At 48.6% G+C, this 24,051-nt stretch carries 22 protein-coding genes; 3 read left to right on the top strand and 19 right to left on the bottom strand.

Translation table 11 applies throughout. The annotated features are described in order from the left end of the window. Positions 1 to 38: 38 nt before the first annotated feature. The 3 genes from AC5LIL_RS02260 to rho all read right to left on the bottom strand — a co-directional run bounded on the left by AC5LIL_RS02260 (position 39) and on the right by rho (position 3,024). Positions 39 to 1,262, bottom strand: a complete 1,224-nt coding sequence (locus AC5LIL_RS02260; RefSeq protein WP_214784811.1) for a cation:proton antiporter — start codon at positions 1,260 to 1,262, stop codon at positions 39 to 41. A gap of 99 nt (positions 1,263 to 1,361) precedes the next feature. Then, entirely contained in the window at positions 1,362 to 1,604 is a 243-nt protein-coding gene (locus AC5LIL_RS02255; protein WP_012727387.1) for a type B 50S ribosomal protein L31, read from the bottom strand. An 82-nt stretch (positions 1,605 to 1,686) separates the two neighbouring features. Further along, positions 1,687 to 3,024 carry a transcription termination factor Rho gene (gene rho, locus AC5LIL_RS02250; protein WP_214784813.1) on the bottom strand — a complete coding sequence of 446 codons (1,338 nt, stop codon included), beginning with the start codon at positions 3,022 to 3,024 and terminating at the stop codon, positions 1,687 to 1,689. Between the two features lie 385 nt (positions 3,025 to 3,409). Here rho and AC5LIL_RS02245 point away from each other — a divergent pair, with 385 nt between their 5' ends. Continuing rightward, entirely contained in the window at positions 3,410 to 4,345 is a 936-nt protein-coding gene (locus tag AC5LIL_RS02245) for a C40 family peptidase (protein ID WP_499824742.1), read from the top strand. Positions 4,346 to 4,385: 40 nt separating this feature from the next. Here the strand turns inward: AC5LIL_RS02245 and AC5LIL_RS02240 are convergent, their stop codons facing one another. The 10 genes from AC5LIL_RS02240 to AC5LIL_RS02195 all read right to left on the bottom strand — a co-directional run bounded on the left by AC5LIL_RS02240 (position 4,386) and on the right by AC5LIL_RS02195 (position 13,682). Then, a complete protein-coding gene (locus AC5LIL_RS02240) occupies positions 4,386 to 5,156 on the bottom strand; it encodes an ABC transporter permease (protein WP_047794813.1) in 771 nt (256 codons plus the stop codon). Beyond that, positions 5,146 to 6,072, bottom strand: coding sequence for an ATP-binding cassette domain-containing protein (locus tag AC5LIL_RS02235; protein ID WP_499824741.1), 927 nt, complete (start codon positions 6,070 to 6,072; stop codon positions 5,146 to 5,148). Before AC5LIL_RS02235 ends, AC5LIL_RS02240 begins: the two co-directional genes overlap by 11 nt. A gap of 77 nt (positions 6,073 to 6,149) precedes the next feature. Continuing rightward, on the bottom strand, positions 6,150 to 7,121 hold the full coding sequence (glpX, locus tag AC5LIL_RS02230) for a class II fructose-bisphosphatase (protein ID WP_074035838.1): 972 nt from the start codon (positions 7,119 to 7,121) through the stop codon (positions 6,150 to 6,152). Positions 7,122 to 7,135: 14 nt separating this feature from the next. Beyond that, on the bottom strand, positions 7,136 to 8,392 hold the full coding sequence (murA, locus tag AC5LIL_RS02225) for a UDP-N-acetylglucosamine 1-carboxyvinyltransferase (RefSeq protein ID WP_499824740.1): 1,257 nt from the start codon (positions 8,390 to 8,392) through the stop codon (positions 7,136 to 7,138). 27 nt (positions 8,393 to 8,419) lie between these two features. Beyond that, entirely contained in the window at positions 8,420 to 9,070 is a 651-nt protein-coding gene (gene fsa, locus AC5LIL_RS02220; protein ID WP_214784819.1) for a fructose-6-phosphate aldolase, read from the bottom strand. Between the two features lie 74 nt (positions 9,071 to 9,144). After that, positions 9,145 to 9,975 (bottom strand): hypothetical protein, encoded by an 831-nt coding sequence (locus AC5LIL_RS02215; protein WP_499824739.1) that lies wholly within the window; start codon positions 9,973 to 9,975, stop codon positions 9,145 to 9,147. A gap of 94 nt (positions 9,976 to 10,069) precedes the next feature. Further along, on the bottom strand, positions 10,070 to 10,924 hold the full coding sequence (gene fba / locus AC5LIL_RS02210; RefSeq protein WP_214694578.1) for a class II fructose-1,6-bisphosphate aldolase: 855 nt from the start codon (positions 10,922 to 10,924) through the stop codon (positions 10,070 to 10,072). Between the two features lie 161 nt (positions 10,925 to 11,085). Beyond that, positions 11,086 to 11,445 (bottom strand): response regulator, encoded by a 360-nt coding sequence (locus AC5LIL_RS02205; RefSeq protein WP_499824738.1) that lies wholly within the window; start codon positions 11,443 to 11,445, stop codon positions 11,086 to 11,088. Between the two features lie 91 nt (positions 11,446 to 11,536). Beyond that, positions 11,537 to 11,896, bottom strand: coding sequence for a DUF1093 domain-containing protein (locus tag AC5LIL_RS02200; RefSeq protein WP_499824737.1), 360 nt, complete (start codon positions 11,894 to 11,896; stop codon positions 11,537 to 11,539). Positions 11,897 to 12,023: 127 nt separating this feature from the next. Next, the gene (locus AC5LIL_RS02195; RefSeq protein WP_499824736.1) at positions 12,024 to 13,682 is read right to left on the bottom strand and encodes a glycerol-3-phosphate dehydrogenase/oxidase; all 1,659 of its coding nucleotides are present in this window, start codon (positions 13,680 to 13,682) and stop codon (positions 12,024 to 12,026) included. 261 nt (positions 13,683 to 13,943) lie between these two features. Between AC5LIL_RS02195 and AC5LIL_RS02190 the strand changes: the two genes are divergently transcribed. Further along, positions 13,944 to 15,059: an NADH-dependent flavin oxidoreductase gene (locus AC5LIL_RS02190; protein ID WP_499824735.1), complete on the top strand. Its 1,116-nt coding sequence runs from the start codon at positions 13,944 to 13,946 to the stop codon at positions 15,057 to 15,059. A 20-nt stretch (positions 15,060 to 15,079) separates the two neighbouring features. Here the strand turns inward: AC5LIL_RS02190 and AC5LIL_RS02185 are convergent, their stop codons facing one another. The 5 genes from AC5LIL_RS02185 to AC5LIL_RS02165 all read right to left on the bottom strand — a co-directional run bounded on the left by AC5LIL_RS02185 (position 15,080) and on the right by AC5LIL_RS02165 (position 20,357). Next, on the bottom strand, positions 15,080 to 15,625 hold the full coding sequence (locus tag AC5LIL_RS02185; protein ID WP_499824734.1) for a GNAT family N-acetyltransferase: 546 nt from the start codon (positions 15,623 to 15,625) through the stop codon (positions 15,080 to 15,082). 30 nt (positions 15,626 to 15,655) lie between these two features. Beyond that, positions 15,656 to 16,498: a TVP38/TMEM64 family protein gene (locus tag AC5LIL_RS02180; protein ID WP_499824733.1), complete on the bottom strand. Its 843-nt coding sequence runs from the start codon at positions 16,496 to 16,498 to the stop codon at positions 15,656 to 15,658. 138 nt (positions 16,499 to 16,636) lie between these two features. Beyond that, positions 16,637 to 18,232, bottom strand: a complete 1,596-nt coding sequence (pyrG, locus tag AC5LIL_RS02175) for a CTP synthase (RefSeq protein ID WP_031422194.1) — start codon at positions 18,230 to 18,232, stop codon at positions 16,637 to 16,639. 248 nt (positions 18,233 to 18,480) lie between these two features. Beyond that, positions 18,481 to 18,960 carry a DNA-directed RNA polymerase subunit delta gene (gene rpoE, locus AC5LIL_RS02170; RefSeq protein ID WP_499824732.1) on the bottom strand — a complete coding sequence of 160 codons (480 nt, stop codon included), beginning with the start codon at positions 18,958 to 18,960 and terminating at the stop codon, positions 18,481 to 18,483. 80 nt (positions 18,961 to 19,040) lie between these two features. After that, positions 19,041 to 20,357 carry a hypothetical protein gene (locus AC5LIL_RS02165; protein ID WP_499825343.1) on the bottom strand — a complete coding sequence of 439 codons (1,317 nt, stop codon included), beginning with the start codon at positions 20,355 to 20,357 and terminating at the stop codon, positions 19,041 to 19,043. Between the two features lie 178 nt (positions 20,358 to 20,535). On the opposite strand from AC5LIL_RS02165, the gene AC5LIL_RS02160 reads away from it, so the two are divergent. Beyond that, positions 20,536 to 21,834, top strand: coding sequence for a methyl-accepting chemotaxis protein (locus AC5LIL_RS02160; RefSeq protein WP_499824731.1), 1,299 nt, complete (start codon positions 20,536 to 20,538; stop codon positions 21,832 to 21,834). A gap of 38 nt (positions 21,835 to 21,872) precedes the next feature. On the opposite strand, the gene AC5LIL_RS02155 is transcribed toward AC5LIL_RS02160, so the two are convergent. Next, entirely contained in the window at positions 21,873 to 23,999 is a 2,127-nt protein-coding gene (locus AC5LIL_RS02155; protein WP_499824730.1) for a (Fe-S)-binding protein, read from the bottom strand. Positions 24,000 to 24,051 lie beyond the last annotated feature (52 nt).

Here is a 24,051-nt window from a genome sequence, read left to right as displayed (position 1 = left end):
TGACTTCTTCCAAATTTTCTTAGAAGTGAATCCGCCCTTTACTCGTCGGCTTTCGCTTCTTTTTGCACATCAATTAATTTTAATTTACGTGCGAGCGGTCGGATCGTGAGACCGTGTAACGTTACGGAAAGGAAGACGAGTCCGAGCGTGAGCGGCAACATTTGCTTCGCATCGTCAATCCCGAGATGAGCGACTTCTTCAGCAAAGAATCCAGCGACCGTCATCGCGACGATTCCACGCGGTGCAATCCAGCCGATGAACCCTCGTTCCGCTAGCGGCAGTCCTCCCCCAATCGTTGACAAGTAAATCGCAACCGGACGAACCAAGAAGAGAATCCCGGCAATCGTCAAGAGAAGTGGCCATTGGAAGATATTTAAGAGCTCGGCGCGTGAAAGCGACGCCGTCAATAAGATGAAGACGGACGAAATGAGCAAGATTGAAATGTCTTCTTTAAACGATTGCAATTCTTCGATAATCTCTTCGTCCCGATGTTTCGTATTGGCCATCGTCATCCCCATCGCCGTCACGGCGAGAAGCCCGACTTCGTGCATCATGAGTTCGCTAAGCGAGAACAAAATGAGGACGGCAGTCAATGTGACCGAGGCACGCAGGTAACGTGGTACTTTCTCCGCGACAAACCATCCCATGAGGAGATGCCCGAACAAATACCCGAGTCCGATCCCGACAATACAAGCACCGGCAAACAAGAGCTGCATCCATAAGTCCATTCCTTCATATACGATGTATCCGAGCCGGACGACGAAGAGCCCGAGCAGCGCCCCGACCGGATCGACGATAATTCCCTCCCACTTCAAAATCGCTCCGACACGATCTTTCAAGTGCGCCTGTCGCAATAACGGGATGACGACAGTCGGACCCGTCACAACGAAGAGCGCGCCCATCGTCCACGCGACGACCCAGTGTAGCCCGCCGACATATTGAATGAGTAGCGACATTCCGACGAACGCCAGGGCGACTCCCACCGTGACGATGCGGACGATCGACCGTCGGAATTGATTGATTTCGCTGAAGTGAAGACCGAGACTTCCTTCGAATAAGATGATGGCGACCGCAAACGAGATGATGGGACTATATAAATCCCCTAGTAGTTCACGCGGATCAAACAGCCCGAGAATCGGACCTGCCAACACCCCGGCGAGCGTCATAATGATGATTGCCGGAATTTGATAGCGCCATGCCAACCACTGTGACATGATGCCGACCCCGATTAACAAGCTGATACTGATGAGTATAAGTTCCATAACGGCCCCCTAACGACAGTCTTTTGTCTCTTTACCCGCGTCTATGCAACAAAAAACCGCCAAGGGCAATCCCTAGGCGGTGAGCATACAACTTTACGATTAACGTTGGTATTTCTTGTTGAAGCGCTCGATACGACCATCTGCAGATGCGAATTTCTGGCGACCTGTGTAGAACGGGTGCGAATCAGAAGATACATCGACACGGATGAGTGGGTACTCGTTTCCATCTTCCATCGTGATTGTCTCGTTAGAGTAACGAGTTGAACCAGTGATGAATTTGAATTCTGTCGTCGAGTCCATGAATACGACTTTACGGTATTCTGGGTGGATTCCTTGTTTCATTGCTTTTCAACTCCTTCGGCCCTAAGTATTCTTTCAACCTAGAGAAAGTTCACTAGAATATAATATCACCCTACTATAGGATTTACAAGTCTGTTTTCGTTTTTTTCACCGGTCGTCTTTTTTTCTTATCTGCCTCTAGCGCAGCGAAAAAGTCGAGGTTCGTTTTCGTCTCGCGGACACGGCGTAAGAAGTGTTCGACAAAGTCCGAAGACTCGTTCATCGTGCGGCGAATCGTCCATAGCGAGTCGAGTTCGTCCTTGCCGAGTAACAATTCTTCTTTCCGCGTCCCCGAACGACGAATATCGATTGCCGGGAAGATGCGGCGTTCCGCCAATTTCCGATCGAGATGGAGTTCCATGTTCCCCGTTCCTTTGAATTCCTCATAGATGACGTCGTCCATTCGTGAACCGGTATCGACGAGTGCGGTCGCAAGAATCGTCAAGCTACCTCCGTCTTCGATATTTCGGGCTGCCCCGAAGAATTTTTTCGGTTTGTGGAACGCTGCCGGGTCAATCCCCCCAGAGAGCGTCCGTCCGCTCGGCGGAACGGATAGGTTATACGCACGCGTCAATCGTGTGATGGAATCAAGTAAGATGACCACGTCTTTTTTATGTTCCACGAGACGCATCGCCCGTTCGAGGACGAGCTCTGAAATGCGCGCATGGTTTTCCGGTGTCTCATCAAACGTCGAGAAGGCCACGTCCGCATCCGGTACAGAACGTTGGATGTCGGTCACTTCCTCCGGTCGCTCATCGATTAACAGAATGATGAGTTCGACGTTCGGATGATTCGTCGTGATCGAGTTCGCAATTTCTTTTAAGAGCGAGGTTTTCCCCGCTTTCGGTGGTGCGACAATCAATCCACGTTGTCCGAATCCGACTGGCGCAATCATATCCATGACACGTACTGAGAGATGTTTCGGCTCTGTCTCGAGCACCATCTGTTGTTCCGGGTAAATCGGCGTGAGCGCTGGGAAGTAATCGCGTGACCGCGTCGAGTCCGTCGACTCCCCGTTGACCGCCTCTACACTCAACAATCCTTGGAATCGTTCGTTCTCTTTCGGTTTGCGGACTTTCCCCGTCACGAGGTCCCCGTTTCGGAGGTTGAAACGACGAATTTGTGAAGCAGCGATGTAAATGTCTTCTGAAGATTGAGAGTAATTGATTGGTCGGAGGAAGCCAAATCCGCCGTCATTTTGCGACTGAGGATTCGGTGGAATGATTTCTAGAATACCTTCGAGGAAGTATAAATCTTTTGATTCGGCCTGAGATTTCAAAATTCGAAACATGAGCTCACGTTTCCGTGCTTCTCGGAAGTTTGGAACTTTGACTTCTTTGGCGATCTCATATAATTCTTTTAACGTCTTCGTCTCGAGTTCACGAAGCGTGTAATTTTTTGTCGGTTCTGTCTGTTGACTCATTCAAGTCACCTATCTTTCTACATTTCATTACAAGAAGTATTCAACTTGATTCTTTTTGTTCTGTCATCATCTAATCACATTTTCTTCGTGTCGTCACCGTGCAAAAAACACCTTTTGTCTAACGGTTTCCCTCTTGTACAAATCCTTACACAATAATAGATGGTTTTGTAACAAAATAAGTACTATATTCACATATTGTTTCATTTCTGTTACAAGAAAACGCTTTTTTGACTTGTGATTGAAAAATGCCATCGGTCTTGCGCATGATATAGTTTATTTGCACAGGAAACCGGGTAATACTCGCAACTTGTGCTCGACTATTAAAATATTACTCGACTTTGTCATATAATAACGATTTGATTTTAAAAACGGAGGGAATTACACAATGTTAAAGCGTATCGCATCTATCGTCGTCGCTGCTACTGTTGCTTTCTCGGGTCTCATGTTTTCAACTGGTGAACAAGCAGAAGCCGCTTCGAATACATCGGTTTATTCAAAGGTAAATTCTCTAAATATCCGTACTACTGCATCATTAACATCTTCTAAAGTTGTTGGAAAAATGAACAGAGGACAATCTTATCAATATCTTGGCAAATCTGGTTCATTCTATAAGATCAACTATAAAGGTAGCACACGTTACGTTTCAGCTTCTTCAAAATATACATACACGAAGAGCACAAGTACAACGGTAAGCAAAACTTCTACTACTTCTACAAAATACAACACAGTAAAATCAAAAGTAAATTCATTAAATATTCGTTCGAGTGCGTCATTAAAATCGTCTGTGGTTGGAAAGATGAACAGCGGTCAATCTTACAAGTATCTTGGAAAGACTGGATCTTTCTATAAAATCGATTATAAAGGTAAAACACGATATGTTTCAGCTTCTTCTAAATACACGACACTAAGCAGTTCGACTTCAACTACGAAAGCCACTACTTCTCAGGCACCAACAGATGCTCGCTCAAAACTCGTTGCTGAATCGAAAAAGTACCTCGGTACACCTTACCGTTACGGTGGAACAACGACTGCCGGATTTGACTGCTCAGGCTACACTGGACATGTTTACAAAAAAGCAATCGGCAAAACACTCCCACGTTCTTCACGCCAGCAATATGCAAGCGCGAAGAAAATTTCGAAGTCATCGATTCAAGCTGGCGACCTCGTCTTCTTCTCACACTCAGGTGGGACGATCCACCACGTTGGGATGGCACTTAGCAAAACACAAATGATCAACTCAGAAACAGGTGGCGTGAAATACGCGAGCTTCACTTCTGGATACTGGGCACCACGTTACGTTGGCGCTGGATCATACCTCTAATACAACATCACGACTCGGTTCATGGGAACCGAGTCGTTTTTTATTTTTGCTTCAATGCCCCTCTCGCATTCGTCGCCGCGAAGACAATCATAAGTACACTCATCGTACCAGCAACCGCGAGTCCTGCCGATAGAGCACCCCAGTCTATCTCAGGTTGCGTCAGAACGGCCCGCATCCCTTCAAAAATATACGTCGTCGGATTGAACGTCGCTGCTACTTTCAACCACTCTGCCTCAATCAATTCTTTCGGGACGAACGTCGTCGATAAGAAAATCAGCGGGAAGAACAAAAGCGTACCCGCCTGTGCCGCTTGCGCATTCCGCGTTTTTAACGCCACACCTACCGAATAACCCGCAAAGCCAAGACCGAATCCAATCGCGAGTAATACCGTGAAGAAGAAACCAATTGCCCCGACAGGAATCGTGAGACCGAGTAGAAAAGCGACCGCAAAAATGAGCAGTGTTTGGACAAGCAACTGTAACATCCCGGCAATCATTGGTCCGAGCACGATTGCGGTCCGGGTCGCAGGAGTTAATAATAACCTCGCAAAATACCCACTCTCGATATCACGAACAAGCGCCTGTCCAGTCCCCCCTGCCCCGCCGACCGCTCCCGAAACGATTGATACCGGTAAGATGAAGTTCAAGTAGTCGCTTCCTTCGAATTGAGGAAGGGACGCCACGCTCGATAGTCCGCTCGTATACACGAGTAAAAAGAAAACAGAGATGATCAAGTTCGGAATAAAGGAAAACGGATTTCGGATCGTCGTGACTAAACTCCGTTTCGTGAATAACCACGTCTCAGTCCACACGAATCTCGCCCCCTTCATAAGATTCGCCCGTCACTTGTAAGAACACGTCATCAAGCGACGGTTGTTTCACCGTCAAACGCTCAGGTTGTAGTCCTTGTTCGTCTAACGCCCGAACGATTTCGGTCAGCGTCACATCACGCAGTTCGAACGATACATGGTTCTCGTTCGCCGTCGTCTGAAAGTGTGTGGCGGCAGTCGTCGCGTCTGATTCGTTTGAAAAGTCCATCGCAATCGTCTCCCCGCCGACAAGTTGTTTCAGCTCTTCCGCCGTTCCTTCACTGACAATCTTCCCGTGATTGATGATGGCAATTCGGTCAGCCAATTCATCCGCTTCTTCTAAGTATTGAGTCGTCAAAAAAATCGTAGTCCCAAACTCTTGGTTCAGTCTTCGCACTTCATTCCATATCTCAATCCGACTCGCCGGGTCGAGACCCGTCGTCGGCTCATCTAAAAACAACACGGTCGGGCGATGGACGAGCGTAAGGGCCAAGTCGAGACGTCGCCGCATCCCACCTGAATACGTGCCACTCCGTCGATCTGCGGCATCTGTCAAAGAAACGACTTCTAATAACTCATCTGCACGACGGCGCGCCTCTTCGTTTGACATCTTAAACAATCGCCCTTGTAAAACGAGCAACTCACGCCCCGTCAGCACTTTGTCGATCCCAGTTTCCTGTAAAGCGACCCCGATCGATAGGCGGACGTCTTTTTCTTGTTTAACGACATCGAATCCGTTGACTCGTGCCACTCCGGACGTTGGACGCACGAGCGTCGTCAACATTTGCACCGTCGTTGATTTACCGGCACCGTTCGGTCCTAAAAACGCAAAGATTTCCCCTTCTTTCACGGAGAAGGAAACATCGTTCACCGCCGGAACATCTCTAAATGTCTTCACGAGTCCTTCCACTTCGATCATCACACCCACCTCCTGACTACCCATTCCCGTTTTCAGCACAAAAAAGTCGCGGACGTTTACACATCCGCGACTCCATATTATTCAGGTTTCATGACCATTTTCGGTTTTTTCGTGAGGGAGTGGTTCCCTTCTACGAAGCGTACGGTACCAGACTTGGCACGCATGACAACGGAATGCGTCTGCCCACCTTGCGACGTAAATTGGACACCACGTAACAATTCGCCGTCCGTAACACCTGTCGCCGCAAAGATACAATCCTCACCCTTTACTAAGTCATTGAGTAGAAGGATCCGATCCGTGTCTTCGATGCCCATGTCATGGCAACGTTGTTTTTGTGCCTCGTCTTCCGGGAGCAGACGTCCTTGGAAGTCTCCACCTAGACACTTCATCGCGACAGCGGCGATGACGCCTTCCGGTGCCCCACCTGAACCAAGTAGCAAGTCGACACCTGTTTTCGGGAAGGCCGTGTTGATTGCTGCGGCCACATCCCCGTCTGGAATCAACTTGATTCGCGCTCCAGTCGCCCGGACCCGCTGAATGATTTCTTCATGTCGGTCCCGATGTAAGATCGTCACAACGACATCTTCCACGTTTTTCTTCTTCGCCTTCGCCACAATCTCGATGTTCTCTTCAATTGAGTTATCGAGACTGACGAGACCAGCCGCTTCCGGTCCGACTGCGATTTTTTCCATATACATGTCCGGTGCGTGAAGAAGGTCTCCTGCATCGGCGACCGCGAGAACGGCAAGCGCTCCCCATGTACCGGTCGCCACGATGTTCGTCCCTTCTAACGGGTCGACCGCAACATCGAGACGTGATCCATAGCCGTTCCCGACCTTTTCCCCGATGTAGAGCATCGGTGCCTCGTCCATTTCGCCTTCTCCAATCACGACAATCCCCTTCATCGGAATCGTATCAAAGACATCTCGCATCGCCGTCGTCGCTGCATCATCTGCCTCGACTTTTAAACCGCGACCCATCCAACGGGCTGAAGCAAGCGCCGCTGCTTCTGTTACCCGAACCAGTTCCATCGATAAACTTCGTTCCACCCGAAATCTCCCCTTTATGCCTCAGTGTGATCTTCCACCCAAACGAGCGCACCGAGTTGTTTTAATTTGCCGACAAAGTCGACATATGAATCATTCAACCGTTCTGCATGAAGTAACGTCGATTCTCCGGACGCTTGAAGTGCTGATAAGACAAGCGCCGCGGCACTTCGAGCATCTGTACATTCCATTTCTGCATTCGCAAGCTGATTTCCTCCGCGAATCACAGCTGACGCATCTTCTAGCGTGATTTGCGCATTCATTCGGCGCATCTCGGCAATATGTCGGAATCGTTGGGAATACAATTTGTCCGTGACAACGCTCGTCCCGTCTGCCTTCAATAAAGCCGCCGACATGATTGGCTGTAAGTCACTCGGATATCCTGAATAATGGAACACGCGAATGTCTGTCGGCAAGGATTGATTGGCGGTTACTGTAATCGATTCCTCGCCAACTTCCACCTGGGCACCATAATCCATTAGTTTTTGGATAACCCCTTCAAGGTGAGTCGAAATGACCGGTTGCACGGTCACACTACCCGACACCGCGCCGAACATCATAAATGTACCTGCCTCGAGGCGATCCGGGATTAACGTATGGGTACACCCATGCAAACGTTCGACTCCTTTGATACGAATTTCATCGGTACCCGCTCCACTCACGTGTGCGCCCATCGACGTGAGCATCGTTGCCACATCGACGACCTCAGGGTCACAGGCCGCATTCTCGATGACCGTCGTCCCTTTCGCTAAAACTGCCGCAAGCATCGCACTCACGGTTGCCCCGAACGACCGTAAGTCTAAGTAAATCCGATTCCCGACGAGTTCTTCGACCCGGACGTGATAGAGACCAGATTCATTCTCGACATGAATGCCGAGACGTTCCAACGCTTTCAAGTGTAAATCAATCGGCCGTGGACCAATCGCATATCCCCCAGGTAGCCCGACCGCTCCTTTTCCGAATCGAGCGGCGAAGACACCGAGTAAATAGACAGCGGCACGAACTTTCCGCGTCTCCGAACCGAGAAGAGGCATGGCGACCGCTTCATTCGAATGAATGGTCATCCGTTCACCTTCACGCTCGACCCGAACCCCTAGTTCTCTCAACAAGTTGACCATCACTTCTACATCCTCAATCATCGGGACGTTTTCAATCGTCACCGATTCTTCGGTAAGAAGTGCAGCCACTAGACAAGGGAGGGCGCTTTGTTTCGCTCCGCTAATTTCGACGGTTCCTTCTAATTTTTGCTGCCCAACGATATGGAGAATTTCCACGTTGATCAAAACCTTTCTACGACGGACTTATTTGGATTGAGCGTTGTTCCAATCCGCTAAAAACTGCTCAATGCCTTTGTCTGTGAGCGGATGTTTCATCATCTGTTCGATGACTTTGTAAGGGACTGTCGCAATGTCAGCCCCGAGAAGTGCGGCTTTCGTCGCGTGAACCGGATGACGTACAGATGCCGCGATGATTTCTGTCTCGATGCCATGAATCGCAAAGATGTTGGCAATCGTCTCGATGAGATCGAGTCCATCTTGACCAATGTCATCCAAACGGCCGATGAATGGAGAAACATATGAAGCGCCGGCACGTGCCGCGAGCAACGCTTGGTTCGCGTTAAAGATGAGTGTCACGTTCGTTTTGATCCCGAGCTCCTTAAACTGTTTCACCGCTTCCATCCCCGCTGGTGTCATCGGTACCTTTACTGTAATATTCGGCGCGATGGCAGCAAGTTCCTTTCCTTCTTCCACCATACCCTCTGCATCCAGTGCAATAACTTCCGCGCTGACCGAGAGATCCCCGACGATCTCACAGATTTCACGAAGTCTTGTATGGAAGTCGACACCTTCTTTAGCGACGAGCGATGGATTCGTCGTCACGCCCCCGATGACGCCCATTTGGTGAGCTTGTTTGATGTCTTGCACATTTGCTGTGTCAATGAAAAAACGCATATGTGTCTCCTCCTCAATTTGTGATCGCTTACAACCTCTATTATGAGGAAAGTCATGTCGAATTGCTATACCCTTTACGTCAACGCCGCGATCAAGAGCATCGATGCTGCGATGAGCACAATCCCTATCACTGTTCCAATCGCGGTCCATTTCCGAATTTTCGCCTGCTTCATGTAGTACGCTTCATGAGGACCTTCCAGTTGGCGGTCCGCACCGTATGTCTCAATCCATGCTTCGGCAGCAGCCGTTTCATCCTCAGCAATGTTTCCCGTATAGCGGAACGGAATTAATTCGTTCGGTCGATTGAACAGTTCAAATCGCTCTTGACGTGTCGCAATGTTCGCTCCAATCCAATGTAACCATTTAGGTGTATAAAATAGCGGTGTTCCTCGCTCGTGAAAATAAGAAATCCATCGCTCGAACTGATTCACATCACGCATATCAAACAAGATTTCCATCGATTCATTCGCTGTCAAAATGGCAAGCATCGGACAGAGCTCAATCGTCGGTCTCCCGATTGGAATGGTCGGGGACGGTTGGGTTTTGCGAACGATTGCCGGGAAGAACACGACCCGTTCAATCTTCTCTAGTGGGATCGATTGCTCAATCGACTCCTCTGCTTCAACTCGCCATGTTCTTCCAAATAAGTTGGTCGATGTGACCTCATAATGAGAACGGTGTCGCTCTTTCCACAATAACTGACGAAACGTCAGAATGAACCAATACACCCCAAACCCTCCTAATGCCACAATCACTAAGAGCGGGATGAGGTAAGGTTGTGGATTGTACCAAATCAACGCGAGCGGTGCGACCATGATTGCAAACGATAGGCTGATCAACATGAGAATCGCCACGATATAAAAAATCCACCAAAACAGTTCTGTCTTTCGCTCTGTATAACTCATTGAATCCCTCCTATGACTCATGATTACGGGCTTCACCGAAAGAAAGTTTCAAAAAAGCCGACTCTTCGAAAAGAGTCGGCTTGGTAAGACAGGATTATGCTTGGTTGCTAGAACCAAACTCACGCATTTTGCCAGTTACGACGTTGTAGATCGCTTCGATCCCAGGTCCGATAACTTTACGTGGGTCATATACTTTCGAGTCAGCGTCAAGCTTCTCACGTACCGCACGAGTCCACTCTTGTTGGCACTCAGTGTTGACGTTGATTTTGCTGTGTCCGAGCTCGATTGCTTTTTTAACTTGGTGCTCAGGAATACCTGATCCGCCGTGAAGAACGAGTGGAGTTTGTGTCGCTTTCGCGATTTCTTCCATCTCTTTGAAGCCAAGCTTCGGCTCACCTTGGTATGGTCCGTGTACAGAACCGAGTGCTGCAGCAAGTGCATCTACTTTCGCTTCTTTAACTACACGTACACACTCTTCGAGGTCAGCGTATTGTACGCCACCGATGACGCCGTCTTCTTCGCCGCCAACTGTACCGACTTCTGCCTCAACAGAAGCACCTTTAGCGTGCGCGTACTCGACAACTTGTTTCGTCATTTCGACGTTTTCGTCGATCGGGTGGTGTGAACCGTCGATCATGACTGATGTGAATCCAGCGTCGATCGCTGCTTTACACTTGTCGAATGAAGAACCGTGGTCAAGGTGGATTGCAACTGGAACAGTGATGTTGTAGTCGTGCATGAGACCTTCAACCATTTTGACAACTGTTGTGAAGCCACCCATGTACTTCGCTGCACCTTCTGATACACCGAGGATTACTGGTGATTTCTCGTCTTCCGCAGCGCGAAGAATCGCTTGCGTCCACTCGAGGTTGTTGATGTTGAATTGGCCTACTGCATACTTGCCTTCGAATGCTTTGTTAAGCATTTCTGTCATTGATACTAATGGCATAATGACATCCTCCTGTCTGTTCGCTATTATACACGTTTGGGAAAAGTTCCCCCGTGCAATTCGTTCCCATTATAACACACCGTAAAACATGTGCCTATGCTATTCGGGCATAGAAATGGCTTAGCGCAAGCGTTTACATATGTCATCTTGGTGACGAAACGTCAAATTTCCAAGACTTCTTTCACTTTTTCAATCATTCCGTATATATCAAACGGCTTTTCAAATTGTGCAGTGATTCCGAGACGACGCACCTCGTCAATCACCGTTTCTTCTCCGAATGCCGTCATGATCATGACAGGTGTCTCTAGTTCTTGTTCTCTCATTCGACGCAACACTTCGTGACCGAACATACGGGGCATGTTCATATCGAGAAGTACTAAATCGTATTGCTCTCGCTCTAAAAACTCCCAGGCTTTGATGCCGTCTTGCGCAGTGTCCACGTCAACCCCCATGTTCGTGAACACTTGTGCGAGCATCGTACGAATTCCGTCCTGGTCATCTGCAATCAACATCCGTGACATGTATGTCCCTTCTTTCATTCATCATTTTCCATAATCAAGCAATTCAACCATACCAAACTCGTCTCTTTTTCGCGATGCTTATCTTTTGAAATCAAGGGAACATTGGCTCGGATTCATCTTCTTGCTGTTCTTCTTTCAACTGTGCAGGTACTTCTAGCGCGTTCACGCGTTCATAATCGGTCACTTCAGGAGCTTCCTCTTTGACATACACTTTCAAAAAGTCTCCTTCTGCTAATAATGAGGGAGTCGCAATGGCGAGCGGTCGCTTCTTCCCATCTTCATCGTAGCCGATGAGATCGTACCGATATCCGTGCGATGTCTGTGTCGCCACTTCTGGGCTTGGGACTTTGACGTAATACACATCGGCTAACAGACGATCCAGATTGACATAACGCCAGCCTACTATGAATAGAACGCCGATTAATAAGACGGCGATGAGCTTTCGTATCATAAACAGTTCTCCTTCAACGTGAGAGTGACTACTTATGAGATATACCGTTATTCTGAAGTCATGAAACCATTCCACAAAAAGAGGTTCATCCTGTTCAGAATGAACCTCTCGTGTGACGCGTTGGGTGTTATGATTCGACAGTCACTGGAACGACTGCGATTTCAATCTCTTTCTCGACCTCTTCACGTTCCTCTTTCAAACGCTCATCTGACCACTTGAAGACATCGGCCATACAGCGAAGGACACCGTCTTTGTATTGACGGACGAAGTCGATATCAAAGAACATTGCGCCCGTGCGGCGAATTAAGAAGTCGATGGCACGAACGACTGATTCTTCTTCGATTCCGTAAACCAATTGCGCATAGACGATTTCAGGAAGGTCATATGCGTTCGCATCCATCCGTTCGATGACACGATCGATATTCGATCCGTATAGACGAACGAGTTCTTCCGCATGGTTTGCGTCTAAGCCATGATTTTGAAGTTCTTTTGTTTTCTTCTCAAGGAAGTCTTTGAAGCCTTTCGAACCGCCGACGTGACCACCTGACATCGGCATATGCTTCGTCCGGCTAGCCAAATAGACGACACCGTCTTCTTCTTTCAACAGTTTTGCGACGAGGTCGACGACCGTTTCCGACATCTTGCGATACCCTGTCAATTTACCGCCGGCAATCGTGATCAAGCCGCTGTCTGACTGCCAAATTTCGTCCTTACGTGAAATTTCAGAAGGGTCTTTTCCTTCTTCATAAATCAACGGACGAATACCTGCCCAGCTCGACTCCACATCATCCGCTGTGACATGGACGTCTGGGAACATATAGTGAATGGCTTCTAAAATATAATCGCGGTCTTCCGTCGTCATGCGTGGATGCGCTTTGTTTTTATCGAAGAACGTATCCGTCGTTCCGACGTATGCTTTGTTTCCGCGTGGAATCGCAAAGACCATGCGACCGTCCGGTGTATCGAAATAAATCGCTTGTTTGAGCGGGAATTTCGACTGGTCGATAACCAAGTGAATTCCTTTTGTCAGGCGAAGCTGCTTCCCTTTTTTCGAGTTATCTTCTTCTCGTAACTCATCGACCCATGGACCGGTCGCGTTGATGATTTTCTTCGCATAGACGTCATACGTCGACCCGTCAATCTGGTCTTCGACGTGTACACCGGCCACTTTGCCGTTTTCATAAATCAATCCTGTCACTTTGGCGTAGTTCATGAGAAGTGCACCATGATTCGCTGCTTCTTTCGCCACTTCAATCGTCAATCGTGCATCATCTGTGCGGTACTCGACGTAGTAACCGCCTCCGACCAGATCATCTTTTTTCACGAGCGGTGCCTTTTTGATGACCTCATTTGGTTTGAGCATCATGCGACGTTCTGCACGTTTTACACCTGCGAGGAAGTCGTATACCATCAGTCCGATCGATGTTGAGAAGGGACCGAACGTACCTCCCTTGTGCATCGGTAAGAGCATTTGTTCCGGTGTCGTGACGTGTGGACCATTCTCATATACGATCGCACGCTCTTTCCCGACTTCTGCGACGAGCGCCACTTCGAATTGTTTCAAATAGCGGAGTCCCCCGTGAACAAGTTTCGTCGAACGACTTGATGTCCCCGCCGCAAAGTCTTGCATCTCGAGGACAGCTGTCTTCATCCCACGCGACGACGCATCGAGCGCAATCCCCGCTCCGGTAATCCCTCCACCGACAACAAGAACGTCATGACGTTCACTTGTCAGTTGCTCATATCGTTTCGCTCGTTCTTTCGCTGAGAAATTTCTGATTTCCATCTTATTCCCTCCTATAGTAAGTACGGTTCAATGAATAGAAAAAGAGACCACAACAAAAACAAGGCTTCCCCCTTCTGTTGTGGTCTCTCTATTGTCTCGAACCGAATATCAACTTTTCTCCTGTATTATACCCTATTCTTTTGAGTTCAATCATCTCTTACGCTTGAGTAACCTGTAATGTGTTCATTCACAAGCATCCGACTCGCATTTTTGAGTCGAGAAGCTTAGACTTCAAGGTATCATGTCGAAGGAGGATTTCAGATGAAACGTATGTTACAACCTTTTCAGTTCAAAAATGGCGTCGAAGTACCGAACCGCCTCGTATTGGCACCGATGACACATTACTCATCAGAGCCAACGGGCGAAGTATCCGAGCATGAGCTCGCCTACTATCGGAAGCGGGCGCAAAACGTCGGGCTCGCCATCACGGCTTGCGCCTACGTGACAGAAGACGGGAAAGGGTTCCCGAACGCATTCGGGGTCAATGACGACAAATTCATCCCGGGTCTCCGTCAATTGGCGGAAAGTTTAAAAGCGGAAGGCGCAAAAGCCATCCTTCAAATTTTCCACGCAGGACGGATGTCACCACCTGAACTCGTCCCGAACGAACAACCTGTCAGCGCAAGTGCCGTCGCACCTGTCCGCGAAGGAGCCGCTACACCACGTGCCCTCGAGACGTCAGAAGTCGAAGCCATCATCGAGGCGTTCGGCGAAGCGACGCGTCGCGCTATCGAAGCCGGATTTGACGGAGTCGAGATTCACGGGGCGAATACCTACTTGATTCAACAATTCTTCTCACCGCACTCGAATCGCCGTGAAGATCGCTTCGGCGGTGATGTCCATGGACGTTTGACGTTCCCACGCAAAGTCATTCGCCGTGTCAAAGAAGCAGCCGCAGATGCAGAAGACTTCCTCGTCGGCTATCGCTTCTCACCAGAAGAAATCGAAGAGCCAGGCATCACGCTCGACGACACGGATGTGTTGCTCGATATGATTTTAGAAGAAGGCGTCGATTATATTCACGCGTCTCTCTGGAACTTCAATACGGCTTCCATGCGTGACGAGAACGTCACGGAACGTTCGATTGACCGCATCGCCAAACGCATCAACGGTGTCATCCCGCTCATCGGAGTCGGGCAACTTCAGCGTCCGGCGCAAGTCGAAGACGCACTCGAGGTCGTCGACCTTGCCGCACTCGGTCGCGAACTCATCATCGACCCGGAATGGCTTGAAAAAGTGAAATCGGACCGCGAAGACGAGATTGAGACAGAACTCGACTTGAACAAACAAGCCGAACTCGCTGTTCCCGCTCCACTCTGGAACGCCATCACGACTCGTGCCGGTTGGTTCCCGATTAAAGATCAAGAAGTGAAATAACACAAAGCACCGCGGACTTTTTATCCGCGGTGCTTTTGCGTAATCCATTCTTCCCGTAACATACCCATCCGAATCGAATCGTAGCGCTTCTCGTTCACGACACGCACTTGACGAATTCGACCTTCCAGTTGCATGCCTACTTTTTCAGCGACCCGCATCATCCGTTCATTTCCTGACCATGTCGTCAAGCCGACACGGACGACTGGTAACGTCTCAAATAAATGTTCTGTCCATAGACGAAGGGCACGCGTCCCGACACCACGATTCCAGCGGTCGGACTGATGCAAGATGATGCCCATCTCGAGCCACTCTCGTCCGGCATCCTCAAAATAATAAGAAACAGTCCCATATACGGTTCCATCCACTTCAATGACCCACATGTCATCTTTTTGGATGAGCGACTGCTCGATTTGCTGAAACTCTTCGTAGGACATCGCCTTGTGTTCAAAGTAAGGGGCGTCCCATTGTTTCCACTCCGGTGTCGCATCCCGATAAATCAATTCCCATAGTCGGGCTAAATCTTGTTCTTCAATCGGTCGAATGACCACTTCATTGTCTTGTCGCATCTTGTCTTCCTCTCTATGATCGTCCTTACCTTATTCTTGCGTCCCATTCGAATCTCCTTTTTTTCGCTTGCGCCAAATGAACGCAAGGATTAAGACAACCAAACTCGCCATGACGGAAGCGATCGCAATTGGACTCGAATCGGTCATAAACAATTGTCCGATGGAGACAGAATAGGCAAGCCCGAACGACGTGACGAGTTTTGCACCGAACGCGATGCCCGCGAAACGTGGGAACGGCACGCGACTGAATCCGGCCGCAAGACAGATCACCTCGTCCGGCAAAATCGGAATGATGAATAAGACGAGCAAAATGCCAAGACCATACTTCTCGACATATCGGTCGTACGTCTTCAACTTCTCCTCATCGACCCAGCGGATGATTCGCTCACGACCGAACCGGGCCAACCCATACATGACAAAGATACCAAGCGTGGTCGAAATACTTCCGACCAAAGCGGCTCGAAACGGTCCGAGCGCTACACTTCCAATCGGCACACTGACCGCTTCCGGGACCGGTAAGGCAATCGGCTGTAAAAAACTGAATGCCGCGAATACCCAGACCGCCTGTCGTTCATATTGTTCTAATAGACGATCTAATCCATATGTGTCATAGAGAACAAGTCCGAACGAGACGTAATAGACGAGAACGAAAATCAAGAAGAGAGAAAACGTAATTTTCCACATCTGCTTCAGGATGACGTTCGAGCCGTCCCGAATCGCCCGCAATAGCCCGACCGAGAGGGCTAGTAAGACAATGCCCGTCCACCCGAGCTGGTAGGGTAATAGGAGGGAAGGCAAGACGATGAACGGCAACAGACTGAGCGCCACAAGCCCCAATCCGTATCCAAGATAAATCGAATGTCGTTCTTTCATGAGCCATCACCCTCTCCCCGTTCTACTTCTAGTGTACCCAGAAAGTGAAGGGGATGTATCCTGCCAAGGGCACCTTCCCTCTCATGCTTTTGATGTAGAAAAAGCCACGATCCGCAATGGACCGTGGCTTTCAATCACTTATTCTCCAAGTGATGCTTGGATGAAGTCATGGAATAGACGTTGTGGACGTTCTGGACGCGAAATCAATTCTGGGTGGAACTGTGATGCTACGAACCACTTGTGTTCTGGGATCTCAATGATTTCTACGAGACGACCGTCCGGGCTCGTACCTGAGAACTTAAAGCCTTCTGCTTCAAACGCTTCACGGTACTCGTTGTTGAACTCGTAACGGTGACGGTGACGCTCGTATACGAGCTCTTGATCGTATGCGGCGTGCGCGTTCGTCCCTTTTTCGAGTTTACATGGATAAAGTCCGAGACGGAGTGTGCCGCCGAGGTCTTCGATGTCCTTTTGCTCTGGAAGAAGGTCGATGATTGGATACGGTGTCGATGGATCGATTTCAGCCGTATGGGCACCGTCCAATTTCAAGACGTTACGGGCAAACTCGACCGTCGCGAGTTGCATCCCGAGACAGATTCCGAAGAATGGTACGTTGTTTTCACGAGCGAAACGTGTCGCTTCGATTTTCCCTTCGATCCCACGCTCACCGAACCCACCAGGAACGAGGATACCATCAGCATCGCCGAGGATGTCTGAAACATTTTCAGCTGTCACGTCTTCTGCGTTGATCCAGTCGATGTCGATGTCCGCATTGAAGGCATAACCTGCATGCTTGAGCGCCTCTGCGACTGAGATATAAGCATCACGCAACTCGACGTATTTCCCGACGAGTGCGATTTTCACTTTCTTCTCAAGGTGTGTGACCGTGTGAACGAGCTCTTTCCACGCCGTCATGTCGGCAGCCGGTGTGTTGAAACCGAAGTAGTCGTTGACGAGTTGGTCCATTCCTTGTTTTTGAAGGTTGAGTGGTACTTCGTAAAGTGTCGACGCATCTTGCGCTTCGATGACCGCCTCTTTGCGCGTATCACAGAAGAGTGCGATTTTCTCACGCATGTCTTCCGGGATATCGTGCTCTGTACGGAGAACGATGATGTCCGGCTGAATTCCGTAACTGCGAAGCTCTTTAACGCTGTGTTGCGTCGGTTTCGTCTTCATCTCACCTGCCGCACGAAGGTAAGGAACGAGCGTACAGTGAACGTACATGACGTTCTCTTTCCCGATGTCATTTTTTACTTGGCGAATGGCTTCGATGAACGGAAGAGATTCGATATCTCCGACTGTTCCACCAATCTCTGTAATGACGACATCAGCGTTCGTCTCACGACCTGCACGGAAAACACGGTCTTTGATTTCGTTCGTGATATGCGGAATGACCTGAACCGTTCCACCGTTATAGTCTCCACGACGCTCTTTTTTCAAGACAGTCGAATAAATGCGTCCTGATGTGACGTTCGCGTTTTGCGATAAGTTGATGTCGATGAAACGCTCATAGTGTCCGAGGTCAAGGTCAGTTTCAGCGCCATCATCTGTGACGAATACTTCTCCGTGTTGATACGGGCTCATCGTACCTGGGTCGATGTTGATGTATGGGTCAAACTTTTGAATCGTCACGTTGAGTCCTCGATTTTTGAGTAGACGCGCGAGTGAAGCTGCCGTGATCCCTTTACCGAGCGAAGATACTACCCCGCCTGTTACGAAAATGTACTTTGTCATGTTTCTTTCTCCTCTCTTGAATACCAACCATCGGGAAACGAAAAAACAAAAAAAGCAAAAGTGCCCCCGAAAATGGAGGACACTTTTGCTGCATCGTTACGTGCTAAACTAGCCCATGACTAATTTACGCCAGAGACGATACAGTCGTCAAGATATTATTTTTTCTTTTTTTCAAGTCGGTGAAAACGACTAAAAAAGAAAAAGAGACACGCCTAGCCGGGCGCGATGCCCGGCTTTTTTGCGGTCTCTTATAAATCATCCTCGTCTTCGAGATCGAGGTCGTCGTCCAAGTCGTCGTCCTTGAAGTCATCAAGGCCTTCTACTTTTTCTTCTTCGTCATCATCGTCAAATTCAGATGAATCATAATCTTCTACTTTTGCGAATACATCCAAGTCATCTTCGATGTCGACGATGCCTTCGTCTGCTTCTTCGAACTCTTCTTCGAATTCGTCAAGTTCACCACGTTGACGTGCTTCGATGACGAGATCCTCATCCGACTTGTCGAATGGGTACCAAACGCGAAGCGCCCAACGGTTTGCTCCCAAGTTGACGAACAACCCGTCGATGTTCAAATCGGTGTAAAGTTGTGCGATTTTCTCGAGCTCTTCTTCTTCACTCGCAAACGTATAGTTTTGCTTGATCTTTTCGCGAATCTCATCAAAAGAAACAGGCTGCTCGCCAGTTTCTTGGAGAAGTTCATAAACGAAATCAATCAACGATTTATTCATTAAAGGACACTCCTTTTCCGTCACTAGTTAAACATCACTCCTCATTATAAACAAAAGCGATATGAAAAAGCTAGAGAAAATTATGATTCATTGGATGCCTCGGTTCGAATACGGAACCAATAGACGGTAATCAATCCGATATTGAACAACCACGTCAGTCCGAGAACGCCGAACATCCAACCTCGTGGGATTTGGAATGACAATTCCGCATTGACGGTCTGTCCGACGTACAAACCGTATCCTAACAATCCGACCATCAAGAACGAATACGATACGACCATTCCGAATCGCTTCCACAATTGAATGAGCAGCGAGGCAAACTCTTTGTTTTCCCCGTACTCTTCGAATAAGTAAGCATGACTGACACTTGAATACATGGTTTGTGTATAACCACTGACAAATAATACTGGTATGAATGCGAGAGGTTCGATAAACCCTAGAAAAAAAACCAAAGAGGAAATGAGTAACACAAGATAAGGATGGCGCGCAAAATCAAATATATGACCAAACAAGATCCAACCAATCACGCCGGCTAAAAACGGAACGAACACATATATCATTAGCACTTGGAACGAATAGAGAGCAATGCTGACAAATACAGCACCAATCAACGTCCAACCGCCGAACAACCCGATGACAAATGACAATAATTGAACTTGGCGCGTCCGACTCGCCCCAATGAAGGCCCGAACTCGTTTTTGGAATAACAACCAACCCACATATGCTAACAAAATAATCATCAGACTAAACACTTCAATGTAGCCTCGCGCTCCTTCCAAGAGACTAAGGAGACGACTAATCAACGTAAAGACGGTGACCGCGATAAAGGCGCGGAGAAAAGAACGGGTTTCAAACTGCCATGTCGTAGATTTTTGAAGGGGCAACTTGCGTACGAATAGCCAAGGCAAAATCAGACTCACTAAGAATAAGGCGATGGCAAGATTGTACGACTGTGACAATGCGTAAGAGAACACAGCGATCCAGCCGACTAATGCGAGGACTAATGGTAATGAACTGCCACTTTCTTCATTCGAGTCAGCTTTCGCAGCAGACTTCAGTTCATTCAATTGCGATAAAATCGTCGTCATGATGGTACCGACTCCAATCGAGCCGACGCCTACAAAAAATGCGCTCCATTCAATGGCACGACCAAATGGAAGCACAAAACACACGAGACCGACGACAAGGACAGACAAAGCCATTAAAAACGTATCCTTTGAGCCACGTCGTCCGATAACATAAACCCACAACAAGAGTCCTGACATGCTCGATACGTAAAAAATAAGGAACGGAATCAATCGTCCGACCCCTTCTTCGACTGCCATGATGGATAAAAACAAAATTTGGGGAAGGATTTGGCTACTAAGCGCGCTGACAATCGTCAACAAAACAACCATATTTTTCACGGTTCGCACCCCTAACTCAAGATTGAATATTCTGCTCTTCCATCACCTTTTCCCATATTCATTTATCGGTGAACCTTTTTCAAAACACATCAACTTCTCAGTTTCTTCACACTTCTGCCGATATAGAAGAGAACGCCAATTTTGATGTAAATAGAAGGAGAATAAACATATGGCACTTTTTCTTAAGACAACCTCAACAGATTTCGTCGCTTCCGAAGGTTTTCCCGACATTCAGACAATCGCCAAGCCATCTGACTCGAGTTTGAGCGGACGTGCTCACTATATGGGGTATACGGCCTCTCAAGTGAAGCGCCTACAAGACATGGCTCCACTCGTGGAGTCCGTGCTAGATGAAGTACTTGAAAACGTACTCGATCACTTAATGCTTCAACCCGAAATGGTCAGAATCGCGAACGCCTCATCGACGAGAGAACGTTTAAAAAACGTATTCGCCGATTACTTTCGCAGTTTGTTGACGGGGAACATCGATGACAAATTCTTAGCCTTGCGAAAACGAATGGGACAGACACATCACCACTTTGCGGTCCCTGTCGTCTGGTTCCTCGCGACGTATTCGGCGTTCAATACATTGCTCATCCCAAAAGTCGTCGAGACGTATCAACATGACCCGGCGACTTTGACAGAATCGCTTTTGGCGTTATCACACGCGATGAATTTAGACGCACAAATCGTTACCGAACAATACGTCAATGCCCGTCTCGATGAACTCGAGTCCGCGAACGAAGCCCGTGCCACATTGTTAAGCGACGTTTCACGCGTCAGTGCAGAAGTCGCTACGACGATGGACCGAACAGGGCAAGCGATGTCTGAAACAAGCAATCGCGCGCACCAAGTTCTTGCGGAAACGGAGCAAACGGAAAAGATGAGTCGTCACTTGATGACGTTGACACATACGAACGGCGAACAAATCGAACAGATGGAAGTCGAATTCAAACAATCTGCCACTTATGTAGACACTTCGCTCGATCGCATCACAGCTCTAAAAAATGGTTCTCAAGAAATCGTCAACATGACGCGAAGCATCGAACAAATCGCCAATCAAACGAACTTGCTCGCCCTAAACGCCTCAATCGAAGCGGCTCGAGCGGGTGAACACGGGAAAGGATTCGCTGTCGTCGCCACCGAAGTGCGCACACTCGCGGAGAACGCGAAACAACTGAGCAGTCAAATCAATGCGCTCATTCATGAAAATGAAGCCAATATCGCAGCACTCTTTGATCAAATGGGACATATGCATCGGACGAACGATGAAGCCATGCGTCAATTGAATGACGTCAAGGCTAGTTTCTCGACCGTTCAAGAAGAAATGGGGCAATACGTCCTTTCGTTTGAACGGAACAAACAAGATCTCGGACAGATGGTTGAAACCATTTCATCCATCAACGAGACGACACAAGGTTTGTCTCATTTGACCTCTTCGCTTCTTTCCACAGCTGAAATGCAATAAACAAATAAGGCACGGTCCGCGGACCGTGCCTTCCTGCATTATTGTACAACCGGTTCTGGTATCTCGACGGCTTTCAGCGAACGATCGAGTAATTCGACGACGTCGAACGTGCCGACCGTCTCATCGACTTCCTTCGCTTTCGTTCCATCAGACAACATCGTCAAGCAGTACGGACATGCCGAACCGATGACCGTCGGTTTCGTCTCAAGCAATTGTTCCGTCCGGGCCACGTTTACACGTGTCCCGACTTTCTCTTCTTGCCACATGAGACCACCACCGGCTCCACAACACATGCCGTTTTCACGGTTACGTGTCGCTTCGACGAGTTCGACACCCGGGATCCGTTCGAGGACGAATCGTGGTGCATCATAAATGCCGTTGTAACGACCGAGGTAACATGAGTCGTGATAGACGACACGTTCGTTCACTTGAAGATCCGGCTGAATCCGACCCGTATCGAGCAATTCGGCGAGTAACTCCGTATGGTGATACACTTTCACACCATCAAGTCCGAAGTCTGGATACTCATTTTTGAATGTGTTGTAGGCGTGTGGGTCGACCGTGACGATCTTCGTCACCCCATACTTCTCAAACAATTTAATGTTCGCTTCGGCGAGTTCTTGGAAGAGTAACTCGTTTCCGATTCGACGAGGTGTGTCCCCTGAGTTCTTCTCTTCGTTTCCGAGAATGGCGAATGAGACGCCCGCCTTGTTCAAGACGCTCGCAAAGCTCTGCGCGACTTTTTGGCTACGGCTATCGTAAGAGCCCATCGCGCCGACCCAGAAGAGGTATTCGAATTCTTCGCCTGCTTTTTTCTTCTCTTTTGCCGTCGGAATGACGAGTTCTGTATCCTTGCGCCAGTTCTCGCGTTCTTTCCGGTTCATTCCCCATGGGTTTCCTTGACGCTCGATGTTTGCGACCGTGCGCTGCGCTTCTGGATCCATCTTCCCTTCCATCATGACGAGGTAGCGACGAAGGTCGATGATTTTATCGACGTGTTCGTTCATGACCGGACATTGATCTTCACAGTTCCGGCACGTCGTACACGCCCAGATTTCTTCTTCCGTGATGACGTTGCCGATCAACTCGTCTGCGACGAGCATATGGCCATCTTGCGCCGCTGCTGCGATTTCAGCACCTTGCGTGTTTTGGAACATGAGTGCCGGTGCCCACGGTGATTTTCTTGTGACCGCTGCACCTTTCATATTCATGTGGTCACGAAGTTTGACAATCAAGTCCATCGGCGACAACATCTTCCCTGTTCCCGTTGCCGGGCACACATTCGTACAACGTCCGCACTCGACACAAGCGTACAAGTCGACGAGTTGCTTCTGGTTAAAGTCTTCAATCTTGTTGACCCCGAAGACGATTTCTTCATCTGATTCTTCTGCTTCTTCCATTGCTGAAAAATCAACAGGTGCCAAGCGACCGACTTTGTGTGTGCGCCCGAGCCAGACGTTGAGCGTCCCGGCGATCAAGTGCGCGTGTTTGCCTTGCGGGATGTAAACCATGAAGCTGAGTAAGAATAAGAGGTGCATCCACCAAAAGACGACGAACAAGGCGAAAGCGACCGAACCCGGTACCCAAGCAAACGCTGAACCGATGAGTGTCGCAACCGGTTCACCCCACATCGGAAGCTCTTCTTTATAGACGAGGTAAAACCCGTTCCCGAACAAAACAGAAACCATCAACCCGCCGATGAAGATGAGGGCGAGACCGGCTAAGAAGTTTCGTTTCAAGCGCACAAGCTTCTCGACGTAACGACGGTAGAATCCCCAAACGACCGCGACGAGAATCATGAGCATGACGATTTCTTGCATGAACGTGAAGATCGGATAGAGTGGACCGAGCGGGATGTGTGGGAAACGTGTTCCGACCGCTAGTCCTTTCCAAATAAAATCAATCGCCCCGAATTGGACGAGGATAAAGCCATAAAACATCATGACGTGAATGGCGCCACTCTTTTTATCCTTTAACAATTTCTTTTGACCGAACACGTTGATCATGACCTGTTCGAGTCGTTCTTTGTTCGTTTGGCTCCATTCTGCCTTCTTCCCGAGCTTGATGAATGTATAACGCTGGTGAACCAGCGAAGCAAATAAATACACCCCATAGCCGAGGACGAGCAAGAATAGAATCCAGTTGACGATTAAAAATGTAGACATCCCCAAAACTCCCCCTTTTGAAAACGGATTCAATCTTGAATTCAGTATATCA

Source organism: Exiguobacterium sp. RM11, assembly GCF_059821525.1.
Note: the sequence above shows the minus strand (reverse complement) of the source record. Positions and strands in the feature narration are given on the sequence as shown.

Excerpts from the sequence above, each read along its gene's own strand:
- AC5LIL_RS02260 (WP_214784811.1), bottom strand. The coding sequence starts at position 1,262 with ATGGAACTTATACTCATCAGTATCAGCTTGTTAATCGGGGTCGGCATC.
- AC5LIL_RS02255 (WP_012727387.1), bottom strand. The coding sequence starts at position 1,604 with ATGAAACAAGGAATCCACCCAGAATACCGTAAAGTCGTATTCATGGAC.
- rho (WP_214784813.1), bottom strand. The coding sequence starts at position 3,024 with ATGAGTCAACAGACAGAACCGACAAAAAATTACACGCTTCGTGAACTC.
- AC5LIL_RS02245 (WP_499824742.1), top strand. The coding sequence starts at position 3,410 with ATGTTAAAGCGTATCGCATCTATCGTCGTCGCTGCTACTGTTGCTTTC.
- AC5LIL_RS02235 (WP_499824741.1), bottom strand. The coding sequence starts at position 6,072 with ATGATCGAAGTGGAAGGACTCGTGAAGACATTTAGAGATGTTCCGGCG.
- fsa (WP_214784819.1), bottom strand. The coding sequence starts at position 9,070 with ATGCGTTTTTTCATTGACACAGCAAATGTGCAAGACATCAAACAAGCT.
- AC5LIL_RS02215 (WP_499824739.1), bottom strand. The coding sequence starts at position 9,975 with ATGAGTTATACAGAGCGAAAGACAGAACTGTTTTGGTGGATTTTTTAT.
- fba (WP_214694578.1), bottom strand. The coding sequence starts at position 10,924 with ATGCCATTAGTATCAATGACAGAAATGCTTAACAAAGCATTCGAAGGC.
- AC5LIL_RS02205 (WP_499824738.1), bottom strand. The coding sequence starts at position 11,445 with ATGTCACGGATGTTGATTGCAGATGACCAGGACGGAATTCGTACGATG.
- AC5LIL_RS02200 (WP_499824737.1), bottom strand. The coding sequence starts at position 11,896 with ATGATACGAAAGCTCATCGCCGTCTTATTAATCGGCGTTCTATTCATA.
- AC5LIL_RS02195 (WP_499824736.1), bottom strand. The coding sequence starts at position 13,682 with ATGGAAATCAGAAATTTCTCAGCGAAAGAACGAGCGAAACGATATGAG.
- AC5LIL_RS02190 (WP_499824735.1), top strand. The coding sequence starts at position 13,944 with ATGAAACGTATGTTACAACCTTTTCAGTTCAAAAATGGCGTCGAAGTA.
- AC5LIL_RS02185 (WP_499824734.1), bottom strand. The coding sequence starts at position 15,625 with ATGCGACAAGACAATGAAGTGGTCATTCGACCGATTGAAGAACAAGAT.
- AC5LIL_RS02180 (WP_499824733.1), bottom strand. The coding sequence starts at position 16,498 with ATGAAAGAACGACATTCGATTTATCTTGGATACGGATTGGGGCTTGTG.
- pyrG (WP_031422194.1), bottom strand. The coding sequence starts at position 18,232 with ATGACAAAGTACATTTTCGTAACAGGCGGGGTAGTATCTTCGCTCGGT.
- rpoE (WP_499824732.1), bottom strand. The coding sequence starts at position 18,960 with ATGAATAAATCGTTGATTGATTTCGTTTATGAACTTCTCCAAGAAACT.
- AC5LIL_RS02165 (WP_499825343.1), bottom strand. The coding sequence starts at position 20,357 with ATGGTTGTTTTGTTGACGATTGTCAGCGCGCTTAGTAGCCAAATCCTT.
- AC5LIL_RS02160 (WP_499824731.1), top strand. The coding sequence starts at position 20,536 with ATGGCACTTTTTCTTAAGACAACCTCAACAGATTTCGTCGCTTCCGAA.
- AC5LIL_RS02155 (WP_499824730.1), bottom strand. The coding sequence starts at position 23,999 with ATGTCTACATTTTTAATCGTCAACTGGATTCTATTCTTGCTCGTCCTC.